This window comes from Microbacterium forte (assembly GCF_031885415.1).
Lineage (GTDB): Bacteria > Actinomycetota > Actinomycetes > Actinomycetales > Microbacteriaceae > Microbacterium > Microbacterium forte.
In genome coordinates, this window is sequence record NZ_CP116871.1 from 3,291,486 (window position 1) to 3,306,805 (window position 15,320).

A 15,320-nucleotide genomic window follows, 5' to 3' on the forward strand; every position below is an offset into this window, starting at 1 on the left:
GCTTTCACCCTGTTGAGAAACTCGCATGGTCATGACTTCCGCCCTCGGCCCTGGGACGCCCGCCATGTGTCGATACGGAGGAGTGCGGATTTGACGCGTCGCGCAGCGGGGCGGATCCACGGAGCACGATCGATGGCGCGCTGTCCTGGACCGGTGAGCCGCCGTTCGATCGTGGCGGCCAGGGTCTGCGGTCCCGCAGAGTGACGTCTGCCGGCGGTGCTCGCCGTGCGCCCTCGCCTCTTGCTCCCGGAACCTCCGGTCGGCGCGGGTGCGGGCCTGTTCTCGGCGAAGAATATCAGCAGGTCGAGGATCTGCTGTCCTGACTCCATCGAAGGAGCGGGCGAGAACTCGTCGGGGAGGTCGCCGAGGACGAGCTTCTGGTAGAGATCGTCGAAGTCCACCGCTCCGATGCGCTCGGCTGCGTCGATGGACGCGCGAGACAGCTCTTCATAGCGATCCGGATCGTCGATCAACGCGAGTACGGCATTCGCGAGCGCCCGGGCATCCCCTTGCGCCACCGGGATGACGCCCGGATTCTCCTGGACTGGCAGGAGCCAGGGCAGCTCGTACATCACGACCGGGAGGCCGCGTGACTGCGCCTCGGGGATCGTCAGCAGGTATCCCTCGATGATGCTGGTGTTGATGAAGACATCCGAGGAGTCGATGGTGTCGACGAGACTCTGTCCGTGCCGCGCCCCCGTCAACTCGACCACGCCCTCGACACCCCTCTTCCGGGCGAGGGCGGTCAGGCTGGCTGCAGTGGTGTCATTCCAATCCGGACCGACGATCCGCAATCGGAAGTCTGCACCTGCACGCTTGAGCGCGACAGCCACCTCGATGAGATGCGTGACCTTCTTGGTGGTCTCGTCCAGCCGTCCCCACCAGACGAGCTCGATCCGCCGTGAACGCGGCGCGGACCGAGGTGTGACAGCGCCCAGCGAGTCGACGATGAGCGACGAGGGCGGGTTCGGGAGATACGCCACGTGCTCGACACCGCGCAGCTTCCAGAAGGCGACATCGAGCGGCGAGAGCACGACCAGTTGAGCGAGCGCACCGAGGTTGTCCTGCAGCAGCGAGAGCAGATCTGTGCCGTTGTACGTCGGGCGTCCGGAGAACGCATGGATCCACCCGATGGTGGCTGCGTCCAGCGCGTTGGCGACGAGCGCGTATGCGGGCCAGTCCCGTGAGTACATGATGCGGTGGTCGATGACGAGATCGATCTCGAACTCGCGGCAGTGCGCCGTCCACTGACGGAGACGCTCGCTTTTGCCGGAGCCGAGGAGCTCCACGAGCGTCGCGCCCTCGGGGACCAGTGACATGTCGCTCCCGCGACGGTGCGCGAGAATGGTGACGCGGTAGCCTGCGGCGAGCAGGACCTGTGCCTGCGAGATGAGAACGCTCGACACTCCGCCCATCGTCAGGACGTTCGTCGTCAGGAGCACGCTCCGCGCGTTCCGCCCGCGAAGAGGAGGGTGGTCAGCGAACTCGGTGACGGAGGCGAGCGCGTCCGGGGCGAACGCGACGGCCGCCGTGACCACGTCGGCGGAGCTGACGCTGCTGCGCAGGGCACCTCGGACCTCGTCGCGCATCTCCTGCGTCGAGCGCTCCGAAAGGGCCACCGCCTGGCCGATCGCAGCAAGTCGAGTCGACTCGTAGGCATCCACGAGCGGTTCGGGATTGAAGTGGTGGCGTGCCGCGCTCCGCACGAGGGGAGCGACCGCATCGAGGACCGCGATCGTCTCGACCGCCGCGCGCATCCGGTCGTCGGCGGCGACAGGGAGCCCGTCACTCCCGCGTGAGGGGAAATGCCGATAGATCCGAGCGTTGAAGGAGACGTAGGTGTCTGCCTCGGCAGCTGTGAGGAGCACGACGAGCACATCGTCGGCCCACGACTCCGAGAGTCCAGCGGGAGGCAACGCGGCGCACGCTGCTCGCAACCTCTCGGCGCGAAACGCGAGCCTCCACAGTCGGGTGTCGGTGGGGGAAGACGGGGGGAACAGCCGACGGAGGATCTCGACCCCGTTGAGGCGGGCATGCTCCGGGACCAGCGTTGCAGAGGACGGACCGCTACCGGCTGGCGACTCCGCGGTCTCGATGCCGAACTCCACGATATCCGCGTCGAAACGAGTGGCGTGTCCGTGGACCTTGACGGCAGCGTCCGGGTGCAGCTCGTCGCCGAGTCGGAGGAACATCACATACGGCGCGCTCGCGGCGGCGACCCCTGCGCGCAGCGCCTCTCTCGTCGTCCCGTCGCCCTCATGCTCGATGACGCGGACACGGTCGTCTCGCGGGATCAGGTCCCGTGTCGCCTGCGCAGACGCGCGGTCGACCACACAGAGGATCTCGAGGGGAGCAAGAGTCTGATCGAGGCATGACTGGAGCGTCTCTGAGGTCCATCGAGTGTCCGAGCGGATGAGGACGACGATGGTGACGAGTGGCGACGGCGATGACATGGCGATTCCGACTTCTCAAGAGGCGTCGACTACCGCGACGCGGCGGCAGACCGGTACACGGCGGTGAACTGCTGCGAGACGGTGTCAGGATCGCGCGCGTCCAGATCCGGTGTGCCGGTGGGGGGCGACTTCGCGAACGATGCGAGGGCCTTCTCCAGCTCGACGGCTGTGAGGCGCCCTGGGTGCAGCCGTACCCACGAGTCTCCGACCTCTGCAGCGAGATCCCTCGTGAACGGTGTGTCCTCGACCAGCACAGGGCGGTCCAGAGACAGCGCCAGCAGCATCGTGCTCATCGATTCGTCCGTCTCCGGGGCCTCGACGATCACGAGCGCAGCTCTGCTGATCTCATCGACCCGAGCGGCGTCTGAGACTGTGTCGTCCAGCAGCGTGATGGTCTTGCTGTTCACGCTGATCGTGCGTGCGAACGACGAGGCGAGCCGCGAGGGAATCTTGCCCACGATGCGCAGCGTGTGCGCAGGAAGATCTGCGTAGGCGAAGACCTTCACCGCCGCCTCGTAGGCGCTGTGGAAGCTGTCCGGAGTGACGAAGAGCAGACGGCCGGACTCAGCGACGCCGCGGGGGTAGCCCAGGAACCGGAAGCGCAGATGACCATGCGGGATGAGTGTCGCCTCGCGCCCCTGCGGGACCGTGCGATGCGCGCTGTGGGTGATGTAGGTCGACGTCGCTCTGTCGAGGATGGCTTCGGCTCGGGATCCTCGTGAATCTCGGTCGACGTCGGCGGTCACGGTTCGCACGAGTGAGACTCGCCGTCGCTTGAGAGCCCGTGTGAATGCAGTCGCTCGGGCGACCTTCTCGGATTCGGGCACGCGGCGGTTCCCCAAGACGGCGGCCGAGTCGGTGAGATGAACGACGTCCACCGAGTCGCGGCCACTCGGGGCGTCTCGGTACTCGAAATCGATCCCGAAGGGAGGGCTGGAAACCGAGCTGTCTCCCAGAATCTGATCCACATAACGGAGACGATGCGAGGGAGGACGTCCGGATACGAGTACTTTGAGACTCACGTCTCGCTCGTCCCCGCTGGGACTCACACGGCCCAAACGGGTCCGCGTGCGGGCGACGAGAGACCTGAACGCGAACGACACACTCCTAACAATAGACTTTGACCTCGGTGAACATGGAAACTACTCAGAATGTCTTCGCGCAGTTGAGCGGCCAGGACGACAACCTCGGCGATTCCGAGCTTCGCGTTGCGTACCTCGATGCCCTTCGCGGTCAGGGAAGGCACGTGCACGTCTTCCTCGCGACGCCCACGACCGACTACTCCGCGCGGTTCTCGACCACATCGGATGTCACCTTCTACGAGGACCGGGTGTCATGGGCTCGTGCGATGAACGCGACGACGCGCCCCGTCTACGCGTTCAACGCGGGCGAGATCAACCCGCGTCCGGGGGTCTTCCCTGGACCGCGCCTGGTCAAGGAAGCCACGCGCGCGGTGTCGAACGGCGGCATCGTGCTCGCCACGGGCATCGGCATCCGCAACGCTCAGGATGTGAGCTCCGTGAAGTTCGACCCGGCGTTCCGCGACGCCGCGGTCATGTCGTGGCGCGACCAGGGCTCACGGGATGCCGTGGGCTTCGGCGGATTCGCACCGGACTGGGCGTACTCGCTCGGTCGGGCGACCGCTGACTGGGCCAAGCCCGACGAGCGGCCGCTCCTCGCGGTCACGTTCCGTTTCGACCGGCCGTGGCCGGGCGATGAGTGGCTCTCGGCGGTGAAGGCGTTCGCTCGTGCTACGTCGACCCGCATAGTGACGGTGACGCAGGTGGCGCGCGATTCTCCCCGTGCCGTGCGTCTCGCTGAAGCGCTGGGAGGCGACTACCTGGAGCCCCCGAGCATGCGCCACGACATTCTCGATGAGTACGTGCGCGCGGTGTACAGTCGGTCGCTCGCTGTCATCAGCGATCGTGCGCACGGCCTCATCATGGGCGCGACCGAGGGGGCGTACCCGATCGGCTCGGGAAGCGACCCGCATAAGATCTCCCGCCTGCTGGCGGCGGTGGGTCTCGGCGACCTCGTCGGTCGGTACGACCAGTTCGGCGACTTCGCCCTTCGATTCGAGACACACCTTCCGACGCTCGCACCAGCGGTGAACGTCGCCCGCGCCGAGATCGCAGACCTCACCGCACGAATCCGTGCGGCGATGGACGCAGTGGCGTAACGCCCGCGGTCGGGCCTCAGCGCGCGCCGAGCCACCCCTTCGCGCGGTGTGCGAGCGGCTGGAGTCCGGGGAGGCGCCGCAGGGTTGCGCGCCCGAGTGGTGCCGCGGACTGCCACATGCGCTTGCCCCATGTCGCCGAGTCCGTGGACGCGACGGTGCGACCCTCCGCGCGCTCGGCGAAGAACACCAGAAGGCCGAGCAGCTGCCGCGCATCATCGAGAGCCGGCTGCGGTGCGAACTTCGGTGGAAGACCGCCGGTGACCAGGTCGACATACAGCTGAGAGAAATCATCCTCGCGAGCCCGTGACGCAGCATCCAACGACGCCAGCGACAGCTGCGCATAGCGTTCGGGATCCGCGAGCGTCTCGGCGAGCCGGGAGGCGAGCCCCCGTGCGTCGCCCTGAGGTACGGCGACGACGCCCTGGTTCTCCTGCACGAGGGTGAGCCACGGCAGCTCGTACATGAAGACCGGAAGCCCCCGAGCCTGTGCCTCGGCGATCGTGAGCTGGTACCCCTCGATGATGCTCGTCGAGATGAACGCATCCGCAGCGTCGATCGCGGCGACAAGGGCAGCTCCTCGCCGCGGCCCGACGGCGGTGACGGCGTCGCCGACGCCCCGCCGCCGTGCGAGCGTGTTGAGCTTCTTCGCGGTGACGTCATCCCAGTCGGGGCCGATGATCGTGAGGTTGAACGGCACACCGAGAGCGCGCAGCTGCACGCCCACCTCGACGAGCTCCCGCACCTGCTTGGTGCGCTGCTCGAGTCGTCCCCACCACACCAGCTCGAGCCGACCCGACGGCGCGGGCTTCGCACCCGAGTGAGCCGCCGACTCGAGCATCAGCGGCGACGGGGGATTCGGCAGGTACGCGACGTGGTCGATGCCGCGCAGCCGGAAGTAGGCGACATCGAGTGGCGACAGCGTGATGAGCTGGGCGAGAGTGGGGCTGCACCGCTCGATGAGCGTCAGTCGATCGTTGCCGTCGTATACGGGGCGCGCGACGAAGTTGTGCAGCCAGCCGATGGTCGCCGCGCCCTCGGCTCGCGCCACGAGGGCGAACTCCGGCCAGGTGTCCATGTAGAGCACCTGGTGGTCGATGATCACATCGACCTCCTGCGCTCGGCAGATCTCAGCCCACTGCGTGAGCTGAGCGGGGAGCTGACGTGAGGCCAGCTCGATGAACGGGATGCCGACCGGCAGCACGCTCGCGTCGCTCCCGCCGTTGCGCGCCACGACGGTCACGCGATAACCCGCTTCGTGCAGATATCGCGCCTGCGAGGTGAGCACGGCCGAGACGCCCCCGGTGCGCAGCGTCGACGTGACGAGCAGGATGCTGCGCGCAGAACCCTCGGGCGGGCCCTGCCACGTCGTGTGGAACTTCAGGGCTTTCAGCGTCCCCGGATAGAACTGCGCGGCTGCATGCACGATGTCCTTTCCGCTCGCGACGGTGTGCAGATGCGCGAGAGCGCTGTCGAGCACGGCGTCGTCGCTGTGCTCGACGAGCTGAAAGCACACGTACCCGATGATCGACAGGCGCACGGACTCGTAGGTGTCGCGGACGAGGGCCGGGTCGGCATGTGACGCGGCGAGTGCCTCGACAGCCGGCCCGATCGCATCGACCGAGGTGATCGCCCCCGTATAGAACTGCGCGCGTCCGACGGTGTCGACGCGATGGCCGCTGCCGCCGCGCCCGAAATGGTAGCGGTAGAGCTTGTCGGGAACGGCGGTGTAGCTGGTCGCGATCGCCGCCGCGAGGAAGAGCAGCGGGAGGTCGTTGACGCGGGCGAGCGAGAGGTCGTCGGCCACCAGGGAGTATGCCTCGCGCAGCACGCTCGTGCGGAACAGGAATCGCCAGAGTTGGCCCTGTGCCGGCTTGCCGACCGGGAAGAGCCCGCTCAGAACGTCTTTGCCGATCAGCGGATGCTGCGGCGGCTGCAGTCGCACCTCGTAGGGACTGCCGGTGCGGCCGTCTCGTTCGACGACCGTGACGCCGAACCCGACGATGTCGGAATCCGTCGCCTCGACCTGCGCGACCGCGGTCGCTGCGGCATCCGGCGTCAGCTCGTCGTCGCCGTCGAGGAACATCACGCGTTCGGCGCTCGCCGTCAGGACCCCGGTGCGGCGTGCCTGGAACGCCGAGAGGTTGTGCTCATGGCGCACGACGCGCACGCGCGGGTCGCGCTGCCGGAACCGCTCGAGCACGGCGGCGGTGCCGTCGGTCGACGCATCGTCGACGCAGATGATCTCGATGTCGACGAGGGTCTGCGCGAGGGCGCTCTCGAGAGCGGTCGCGACGGTCGCATCGTCACCCGAGACCGGCATGACGATGGTGAGCAGAGGGCGCAGTGTCATCGCGGACGAGTCTATCCGCGGGCCGGGATAGCCTGAGGGCATGAAGATCGCCATCGCAGGGACCGGATACGTCGGCCTGTCCAACGCCGTCATCCTCGCCCAGCACCACGAGGTGTTCGCCGTCGACATCGACCCTGCGAAGGTGGAGATGCTCAGTCGTCGGGTCTCGCCGATCGCCGACGTCGAGCTCGAGGACTACCTCGCCACGCACGAACTCGACCTCACGGCGACGGTCGATGCTGACGCGGCCTATCGGGGTGCCGAGTTCGTCGTCGTCGCTACGCCGACGAACTACGACGAGGTCACCAACTATTTCGACACCTCGTCGGTCGAGAACGTCATCGACACCGTGCTCGCGGTGAACCCCGACGCCGCGATCGTGATCAAGTCGACCGTGCCGGTCGGGTTCACGGCGCGTATGAAAGCCGAACATCCGGAGTCGAAGATCGTCTTCTCGCCGGAGTTCCTGCGAGAGGGTCGCGCGCTGCACGACAACCTCTATCCCTCGCGGATCGTCGTCGGAGACCGAGGCCCCGTCGGAGAGCGTTTCGCCGAACTTCTCCTCGAGGGCGCGATCGCCACCGACGTGCCGGTGCTGCTCACCGAGTCGACCGAGGCCGAGGCGATCAAGCTCTTCGCCAACACCTACCTGGCGCTGCGCGTGGCGTACTTCAACGAACTCGACACCTATGCGGTCGTGCACGGGCTCGACACCAAGCAGATCATCGAGGGCGTGGGACTCGACCCGCGCATCGGGTCGCACTACAACAACCCCTCCTTCGGCTACGGCGGATACTGCCTGCCGAAGGACACCAAGCAGCTGCTCGCGAACTACTCCAAGGTGCCGCAGAATCTCATCGCCGCGATCGTCGATGCCAACAGCACCCGCAAGGATTTCGTCGCCACCGACATCCTCGCCCGAGAGCCCCGCACCGTCGGCGTCTACCGCCTCGTCATGAAGTCGGGTTCTGACAACTTCCGGGCGTCGTCGATCCAGGGCATCATGAAGCGCATCAAGGCGAAGGGTGTCGAGGTGGTCGTCTACGAGCCGTCCCTCGACGAAGACGAGTTCTTCCACTCGGAGGTCGTGCGCGACCTCGACGAGTTCAAGGCCCGGGCCGATGTCATCATCGCCAATCGCTCGACGGATGCGCTCGACGACGTCGCCCACAAGATCTACACCCGCGACATCTACGGCCGCGACTGAGTCGCCTCCCGGGTGGCGGAATCGGCGTGTGGGGTAACATAATCCGATATGCCGCCCGGGTGCACACTCACCGCGTATCGGGGTAGAGAGAGGTAGAGGATTCCGAATGGGAGCGATGGCTGTGCCCGCGACCGCCGGTCTGACTGAGGTCGGAACCCGTCCCCGGCTCGGCGACTACCTCGCGGAGACTTGGCGACTTCGCACCTTTGCGCTGCGGCTAGCCGGCAGCCGCCTCATCTCCGGCCTGCTGCCGAACCGTCTCGGCGTCCTCTGGATCGTCCTCAAGCCGCTGGCGCTCGCGATCGTCTACGGCACGATCTTTAATTTCATCCTCGCCGGGTCCGCTCGGCCAGCGAACTTCGTTCCCTATCTCATTGTGGGCGTCTTTGTTTTCGAATTCTTCACAGGCTGCTTCGGCAGCGGATCGAAGGCGATCACGAGCAACGCCAAGTTGGTCCAGAGCTTCGGGTTCCCGCGTGTGCTGTTGCCGGTATCCGTGATCGCGGAACAAGCGATGCGGATGATCCCCGTCGTGCTTCTGCTCGGGATCCTCCTCCTCATACTCGGTGAACCGATCACCTGGTCCTGGCTTCTCATCGTCCCTATCCTCGCTGTGATGGGTGCGTTCAATCTCGGCGTAGCGCTGGTGGTCGCTCGGATCGCAGTGCGCACGCGAGACATTCAGCAGTTGGTTCCCATCATCAACCGGGTGCTCTTCTACGCGAGTGGCATCTTCTTCAATGTCGATGGCGCTCTCGCAGGTTTTCCGACTCTGCTCACGATCGTCCATCTGATTCCGACGTACGAGTTCATCTCACTCGCGCGCGACGTGCTGCTGTCCGGCTACTCGGCGCCTCTCCTGGCATGGGTGGCGGCGCCGATCTGGGCCGTGGTCATGCTCGTGGGCGGGGTGCTCTATTTCTGGCGCGGCGAACCGAGGTACGGGCTCAGTGACTGATCTCCTCATGCCCGCGCAGCGGGCTTCCGCCGCCCAAGCGCCTCGCGCGATGATGATCGCCGATGACGTACACGTGAACTATCGCGTATATGCCGCGGGCAAGCGGATGACGGCCCGTGACTCCCTGATGAGCCTCAGCTCCATCCGAGGCGGTCGTGATCTCCAGACGGTGCCCGCGCTCCGAGGGGTGAGCTTCACGGCGAGCGAAGGCGAGTCCATCGGCGTCGTAGGTCATAACGGCTCGGGGAAGTCGACTCTGTTCCGGGCGATGAGTGGTCTCATTCCTCCGTCCGAGGGCGCGATTTTCGCGAGAGAGCGGCCGGTGCTGCTTGGAGTGAACGCGGCGCTCGTTCCCGAGCTGTCCGGCGAGAACAACATCAGGCTCGGGCTGCTGGCGATGGGCTTCGCACCGGATGAGGCGGCGGCTCAAGTCGATGAAATCGCCGACTTCGCCGAGCTCAACGACTTCATTTATCACCCGATGCGTACCTACTCGTCAGGCATGGCGGCGCGACTGCGCTTTGCCATAGCCTCGGCGCGGGCTCATTCTATTTTGCTCATCGACGAGGCGCTCTCGGTAGGTGACCGCCGGTTCCGCGCGAAGAGCGAGAAGCGCATCAATGAGCTTCGCGACAGCGCAGGTCTGGTGATGATTGTCAGCCACTCCGTCGGCTCGCTCAAGGAGACCTGCGAGCGTGTGCTGTGGGTCCACAAGGGCGAACTCATCGCGGATGGCCCTGCGGACGACGTGATTTCCGAATACCTCACCTGGACCAGGAACCCTGGCGCCGGCGCCGTTGGCGCCGCGTCGGCGGCAAAACCCGCGACGAAGAACGCACCTATTGCCGTCGGATTCGATGCGGGTTCAGTCGAGGACGACGATCCATCGAGAGCACACTCTTCGCCCGTCGCTCTGTCATCCGGTTCAGACGAGCCGCGCTCTCGTGCACGTCGAGAGCGTCATCGACGTCTCGAGCAGCGAACGAGGAAGCGGAGCGTCCTGCTGATGGTGCTCTCCGGCGTCGCAGTTCTGCTCGCGGTGGCCGCTGGCGCGATCATCGGTACGCTCAGCAGCGTGGCGGCACCGGTAGACCCAGAGACATCCCCGCGTCCGACGTCGGCGCCAGCCTCAGATGCAGCTGATCCGGTGATCCAGAGCTTCTCCACCAATGTGGCGACCGTCGAATGCGCCTCGGAAGAGGCCGAAGCACAAGTGCTGTTGAGCTGGCAGATCGATGACGCGGAGAGTGTCGCGATCGGAGCGGGAGATGCACAGGTCGACGCGCTCGAGCTTCCCATCGCCGCCGCGCTGCCGGCGAATCTGACTGATCGAGCCGTTCCCTTCTCGTGCGCGGCGGAGGCAGTCGTGTACACCGTCACCGCGGAGAACGCCGATGGGGTGAGAGTCAGTGCGTCCGCCTCGGTCGCGCGGGTGCTGCCGGTCGAGACTGAGGAACCGGACTACGAGGAGCCCCGGCCCGACCCGCGACCCTCCCAGCCGGCGGAGCCCGAGCCGGTCACCCCGCCGGCACCTGAAGTGCCTGTCGAGCCCCAGCCGAGCACGCCGCCCACCGAGCCGACGCCGGAGCCCACGACCCCGCCGATCACCGAGCCGCCCGTCTTCGATCCCGGAACCGGCGCGACCACACCCTGAGCACGCGGCGCGCCAGCACCACACCGCTCGGCATCCGTGAACGGCTCGCCTCGGCGAACGGACTAGATTTACCTCATGCGCCGCCGGGATCCACGATCGTCCAGAGCGCCCCGCGCCACCCGAACCTTCGTGTCGCTCACGGGCCCCGCGGGCAACATCGGCGACGCGCTCATCCGCCGCGAGACGCTCGCATGGGCGGTGGGCACGAGTGACGAGCTGGTCGCCTACACCGGAGATGCACCCGATGTGTGGCTGAGGCAACTGGGTGTGCCTGCCGGGTCCCTCGTGCTGCGGACCAAGAAGTCGGTGCCGCGTTGGCTCCGGCTTCTCGTTCTGGCTCCGCGTCACCCGGTGCTGGTGTTCGAAGCGGGAGAGATCCCGCTCGACCGGGGCAACGGTCTCAGGGAGCTCGTCTTCCTGGCCGAGACTCTGATCGTCCGACTCAAGGGCGGCGTGGTCGTCCGTCCACCGAGGGGGATACGTGCGCCCTCGTGGCCGGCCCTCGCCATTCATCGCCTGGCGGCTCGCCTCTCGCAGGTGACGCTGTGGCGTGACGAAGCGACGCTGGCGACCGCGCGGTGCGGCAGGCTCGCACCGGACATCGGCTTCTCGGCGGGGACACGCGCCGGGCTCCCCTGGGGTGAGCGCTCCGAGTTGCTGGTGAGTCTGCGTGGTGCGCGCCCGATGCCGGATGCGGAGTGGCTGGATGCAGTGCGTGAGGCCGCCGAGCGCGCCGGTCTCTCGATCCGCACCGTCGTGCAGGTGCGCGAAGACGAGAGCCGAGCGCGTGAGCTCGCGCAGCTGCTCGGCGGCGAGTTCGAGGCCTGGGGTGACACCGATCCCCTCGTGCAGGAGGAGAGCCTCCGGCAACGCTACGAGGCGGCGCAGGTCGTCATCAGCGACCGCATGCACGTGCTCGTGCTCGCCGCTCTGAGCGGGGCGGTTCCCGTCGAACTGGTTCCCGGCCCCACGGTGAAGATCACGAAGGCGTTCGCGGCCATCGGGCTGCACGGCGTCTCGGTCGACTCGTCCGCGAGCGACCAGACGCGTATGCGCGCGGCGCTTCTCCCGAGGCCGGAACGCGCGGCGGAGGTCTCCGAACGCGTGCGCATCGCGGCGGCGAAGCTCGAGGGCATTCAGCAGGAGATCCGCGACACTGTGCGTCGGGTGCGAGCATGACCGACGCCGTGGCGCGAGCCGCGCCCGCGCGCATCCTGTTCCTCTCGCACAGTCATCCGTTCGGCGCTTTCCGGGTCGGCAGCCACCACTACGCCCGTGTGCTCTCCGAACGCGGAGCGGACGTCGTGCATCTGAGCACCCCGATCTCGCTCATCCACCGGTTGACCGGACGTGTCGATCGTCAGCAGCTGGCAGGCGTGCCACGTCGCGCTCGGCGAGACGATGACGGGGTGCTGCAGGTCGTCCCGCGCACGATCCTGCCGGCGCCGGTCGGAGCTCCCCGCGTCGCCCGGATGCTGCAGCACGACGGCATCGCCGGGGGATTCGACGCCGTGCTCATCGATCAGCCGCTGCTGTGGGACGCCTCTGTGCGATCGCTCTCGCATCGTGTGATCTATCGGCCCACCGATCTCTACCCCGATGGGGTGAAACACGCCCTGCAGCGACGCATTCTCGACGAGGTCGACGGCGTGATCGCCACCTCCGACGAAGTCCTGCGCGGACTCGGCACCCTGGGCACCCCCTCGCTCGTGCTGGGCAACGGCGCTGAGGTCATCCGCTTCGCACCGGAGGTCGGCGAAGATCGCGCCCGTGCGGCGCGGTGCGTCTACGTCGGTGCGCTCGACGGCCGATTCGACTGGGAGCGCGTCTTCGCCTGGGCGCGAGCACGACCAGACGTCGGCTTCGTCATCGCCGGTCCCGACGCTCGCCCGCCGCACACGGTGCCGTCGAACGTCCACATCATCGGGCCCGTTCCCTACGCCGAGGTTCCGGCGCTGCTGCACACGGCGCGCGTCGGCCTTCTGCCGCTCTCCGACAGTCCGCTCAATGCCGGCCGCAGCCCGATGAAACTCTACGAATACCTCGCGGCGGGTCTGGCCGTGGTGGCGCGCGAGACGCCCGGCATCCGCGAATCATCCGATCTCGGCATCGAGGTGTATGACGACGACCGAGGTGCGGATGCCGCGCTGGAACGCGCCTTGGGACACTCGTCGCCGAACCACGCCGGCATGGACGCGGCATCCTCCGCATCGTGGGAGCGCAAGACCGATTCGCTCGAGGACTTCCTCTGGTCGGTCGAGCGACGCAGAACCTAGTCAGCCGAGCAGTCGGGTGATCGTCTCAGAGACGATCCCCGCGGTGCGGTTCCAGTCGTAGCCCTCGGGTGGTGCGACCCGTCGCCGGGCGGCCACGGCCTCGGTCAACGCGTGCGCCCACTCCTGCACATCGCCGGGGGAGGACACGGCGTGACCGCGGTCTCCGACGATCTCCGCGACCGATTCGCACCCTGCCCAGTACACGACAGGGGTGCCGCAGCGGACCGACTCCAGGGCCGGAAGGCCGAACCCCTCGAGCGTCGAGGGCATCACGGTCGCCGCAGCGCCACGATAGAGATCGGCGAGCCTCTCGTCGTCGACTCCGGTCACCCAGCGCACTCGGGCGTCGACGAGCCGCTGCGTCGCCCTGGTCTCGAGGTCGGCGATCTCGCGCTCGGGAACCACGGCGACGAGGCGCACGTCGCGCGCTGAGACCAGGGCGTCGAGGACCACGTCGAGATTCTTGTGGGCGCGGCCGTTGCCGACGAACAGCACGTAGGGATCGGACTGCTGCAGCGCGCCTGCGCGGGGGTGGAAGGCGTCAGAGCACCCATTGCCCGCATTGACGATCTCGACATCGTCGTCGTTCACCCATGAACGAAGCGCTCGGGCCGATGTCTCGGAGACGGTGAGCACGGCGCCTGCTCTGCGGACGACGTTTCTGACCGGACCGGAGTAGTAGGCCGCGAACTTCCAGCGGTCGAGCCCCGGGGCGCTCAGCTGGATGAGATCGTGCAGCGTGAGCAGCTGCTTTCGGGCTCGAACGAGCGCACCGTAGCCGGGCGAATAGACGAGAGTGCCGGGAGCAGCGGCGGCACCCACCGAGCGGAACGCGTCGACCGCGGAGAACGGGGTGCCACCGAGATGCAGGGGTGCCCAGGGCAGAGACAGCCGGGGGAGGACCTCTGCGGCGTAGCGGCCGATGCCGTGCGTGCCGCGATACCGGTCGTCGACGAGAACGGTCACGCGCTCCTCGTCTCCGGCTGGCGTGCGCCGTCGACAGACTCCGCCACCCACTCCCTGATGCGATCGGCGAACACCGCTTCGGAGAACTTCTCCGCCTGCGTTCGGCAGGCTTCGGGTGAGACGCCGGCGGCCACCTCGACCGCACGGCGCAGCTCGTCGCGCGACCAGTGCTCGACGAACGCGCCGGTGCCGCCGTCGACGATCGTCTCGCCCGTCCCGCCCACGGCGGGGGCGATCACAGGTCGGCCCGCTGCCATGGCCTCGACGGGGACGATGCCGAAGTCCTCCACCGCGGGGAAGACGAGGGCGATGCAGCGCTGCAGCAGCGCCCGGTAGAGCTCCGCTCCCGGCGACCGCACGAAGAAGACCCGACCGGGTGCGCGCTCCTCGGCGAACGAGCGCAGACGTGCCTCGTCCGGTCCCGCACCCGCGAGAACGACGGGAACGTCGGCGGCGATGCCGGCCTCGATCACGAGATCAAGCCGCTTGTAGGGAATGAATCGGGAGAAGCCGAGGAGGAATGTCTCGGGCAGGAGCGCAAGGGCGGCCTCATCGCGTTCGTCCGGTTCCGGTGCGCGGAGGAAACCCGTCACATCGACGGGAGGGTGGATCACCGTGCTCTCGCGATGCCACGCCTGGGCGATGCGCTTCTGCACGAACACGCTGTTCGCGGCGATCGCGACCGGTTCCTGAGCACGCCTGCGATCGAGCCCCTTCAGCATGTTCGCGGCGGTCCTCGCGGCGAACGTGTCGCCGCGCTCATCGAGCTCGGGGTTCCAGATGTAGCGCGCCGGGGTGTGGGCGTAGACGAGCTTCGGGGCGCCGCGCCCGGAGCCCCCGAATCTCGCATGGTGTGCGAAGAGATGCGAGCTCGTGAGGATCCAGTCCGCATCGACGCTCGGAAGAGTCCGCCAGGCGAGCGGCATCAGACCGACGGCTGCGGCCTTGCGTCCGCGCAGCGGTGTGCGGGCCAGCCATGTCTCGCCATCGACGACGAAGCGGCCTTCGCTTTCATTCCACAGGCAATAGCGGGCTGCGTCCGGGAAGACCCGGCTCAGTGCCTCGAAGACGTTCTCGGAGCCGCCTCTCGGAGAGAGCCATTCGTGCACCAGCACACCGCTCACAGTGCCGACCTAGCACCACAGGGCACGCGGGCGCGCAGTGTCGGCTGGGCCTCGGCAAGCATGCGTCGAGTCTAGGGAAGTTCTCGGCGGGTGAGCCCCGGACGGCTGTCAGCTTCGTCCCGAGTGCGACCCGATACATTGGAGACGAACATT

At 67.3% G+C, this 15,320-nt stretch carries 11 protein-coding genes; 6 read left to right on the forward strand and 5 right to left on the reverse strand.

Going from position 1 to position 15,320, the window contains the following annotated elements; all coding sequences use genetic code 11:
* Positions 1-29: 29 nt before the first annotated feature.
* Both OB895_RS15880 and OB895_RS15885 read right to left on the reverse strand, forming a co-directional pair.
* Entirely contained in the window at positions 30-2,453 is a 2,424-nt protein-coding gene (locus OB895_RS15880; RefSeq protein ID WP_311878127.1) for a glycosyltransferase, read from the reverse strand.
* A 29-nt stretch (positions 2,454-2,482) separates the two neighbouring features.
* Positions 2,483-3,208: a hypothetical protein gene (locus OB895_RS15885; protein ID WP_311878129.1), complete on the reverse strand. Its 726-nt coding sequence runs from the start codon at positions 3,206-3,208 to the stop codon at positions 2,483-2,485.
* A gap of 380 nt (positions 3,209-3,588) precedes the next feature.
* Here OB895_RS15885 and OB895_RS15890 point away from each other — a divergent pair, with 380 nt between their 5' ends.
* Complete coding sequence (locus OB895_RS15890) at positions 3,589-4,632, forward strand: hypothetical protein (RefSeq protein ID WP_311879934.1); 1,044 nt, start codon at positions 3,589-3,591, stop codon at positions 4,630-4,632.
* A gap of 16 nt (positions 4,633-4,648) precedes the next feature.
* On the opposite strand, the gene OB895_RS15895 is transcribed toward OB895_RS15890, so the two are convergent.
* A complete protein-coding gene (locus tag OB895_RS15895) occupies positions 4,649-6,982 on the reverse strand; it encodes a glycosyltransferase (RefSeq protein ID WP_311878130.1) in 2,334 nt (777 codons plus the stop codon).
* A gap of 40 nt (positions 6,983-7,022) precedes the next feature.
* Here OB895_RS15895 and OB895_RS15900 point away from each other — a divergent pair, with 40 nt between their 5' ends.
* The 5 genes from OB895_RS15900 (at position 7,023) to OB895_RS15920 (ending at position 13,077) form a co-directional block, all read left to right on the forward strand.
* Positions 7,023-8,189: a nucleotide sugar dehydrogenase gene (locus OB895_RS15900; RefSeq protein ID WP_309690876.1), complete on the forward strand. Its 1,167-nt coding sequence runs from the start codon at positions 7,023-7,025 to the stop codon at positions 8,187-8,189.
* 106 nt (positions 8,190-8,295) lie between these two features.
* Positions 8,296-9,147, forward strand: coding sequence for an ABC transporter permease (locus OB895_RS15905; protein WP_311878131.1), 852 nt, complete (start codon positions 8,296-8,298; stop codon positions 9,145-9,147).
* A gap of 49 nt (positions 9,148-9,196) precedes the next feature.
* Positions 9,197-10,801: an ABC transporter ATP-binding protein gene (locus OB895_RS15910; protein ID WP_311878132.1), complete on the forward strand. Its 1,605-nt coding sequence runs from the start codon at positions 9,197-9,199 to the stop codon at positions 10,799-10,801.
* Positions 10,802-10,876: 75 nt separating this feature from the next.
* Positions 10,877-11,980: a hypothetical protein gene (locus tag OB895_RS15915; RefSeq protein WP_311878134.1), complete on the forward strand. Its 1,104-nt coding sequence runs from the start codon at positions 10,877-10,879 to the stop codon at positions 11,978-11,980.
* A complete protein-coding gene (locus OB895_RS15920; protein WP_311878139.1) occupies positions 11,977-13,077 on the forward strand; it encodes a glycosyltransferase in 1,101 nt (366 codons plus the stop codon). The genes OB895_RS15915 and OB895_RS15920 overlap by 4 nt, the downstream gene beginning before the upstream one ends.
* Here the strand turns inward: OB895_RS15920 and OB895_RS15925 are convergent, their stop codons facing one another.
* Both OB895_RS15925 and OB895_RS15930 read right to left on the reverse strand, forming a co-directional pair.
* On the reverse strand, positions 13,078-14,043 hold the full coding sequence (locus OB895_RS15925; protein WP_311878141.1) for a glycosyltransferase family 4 protein: 966 nt from the start codon (positions 14,041-14,043) through the stop codon (positions 13,078-13,080).
* The gene (locus OB895_RS15930) at positions 14,040-15,167 is read right to left on the reverse strand and encodes a glycosyltransferase (protein ID WP_311878143.1); all 1,128 of its coding nucleotides are present in this window, start codon (positions 15,165-15,167) and stop codon (positions 14,040-14,042) included. Before OB895_RS15930 ends, OB895_RS15925 begins: the two co-directional genes overlap by 4 nt.
* Positions 15,168-15,320: the final 153 nt, after the last annotated feature.

Coding starts and splice junctions, on each gene's coding strand:
- OB895_RS15880 (WP_311878127.1), bottom strand. CDS start 2,453: ATGTCATCGCCGTCGCCACTCGTCACCATCGTCGTCCTCATCCGCTCG.
- OB895_RS15915 (WP_311878134.1), top strand. CDS start 10,877: ATGCGCCGCCGGGATCCACGATCGTCCAGAGCGCCCCGCGCCACCCGA.
- OB895_RS15890 (WP_311879934.1), top strand. CDS start 3,589: ATGGAAACTACTCAGAATGTCTTCGCGCAGTTGAGCGGCCAGGACGAC.
- OB895_RS15905 (WP_311878131.1), top strand. CDS start 8,296: ATGGGAGCGATGGCTGTGCCCGCGACCGCCGGTCTGACTGAGGTCGGA.
- OB895_RS15920 (WP_311878139.1), top strand. CDS start 11,977: ATGACCGACGCCGTGGCGCGAGCCGCGCCCGCGCGCATCCTGTTCCTC.
- OB895_RS15895 (WP_311878130.1), bottom strand. CDS start 6,982: ATGACACTGCGCCCTCTGCTCACCATCGTCATGCCGGTCTCGGGTGAC.
- OB895_RS15900 (WP_309690876.1), top strand. CDS start 7,023: ATGAAGATCGCCATCGCAGGGACCGGATACGTCGGCCTGTCCAACGCC.
- OB895_RS15910 (WP_311878132.1), top strand. CDS start 9,197: ATGATGATCGCCGATGACGTACACGTGAACTATCGCGTATATGCCGCG.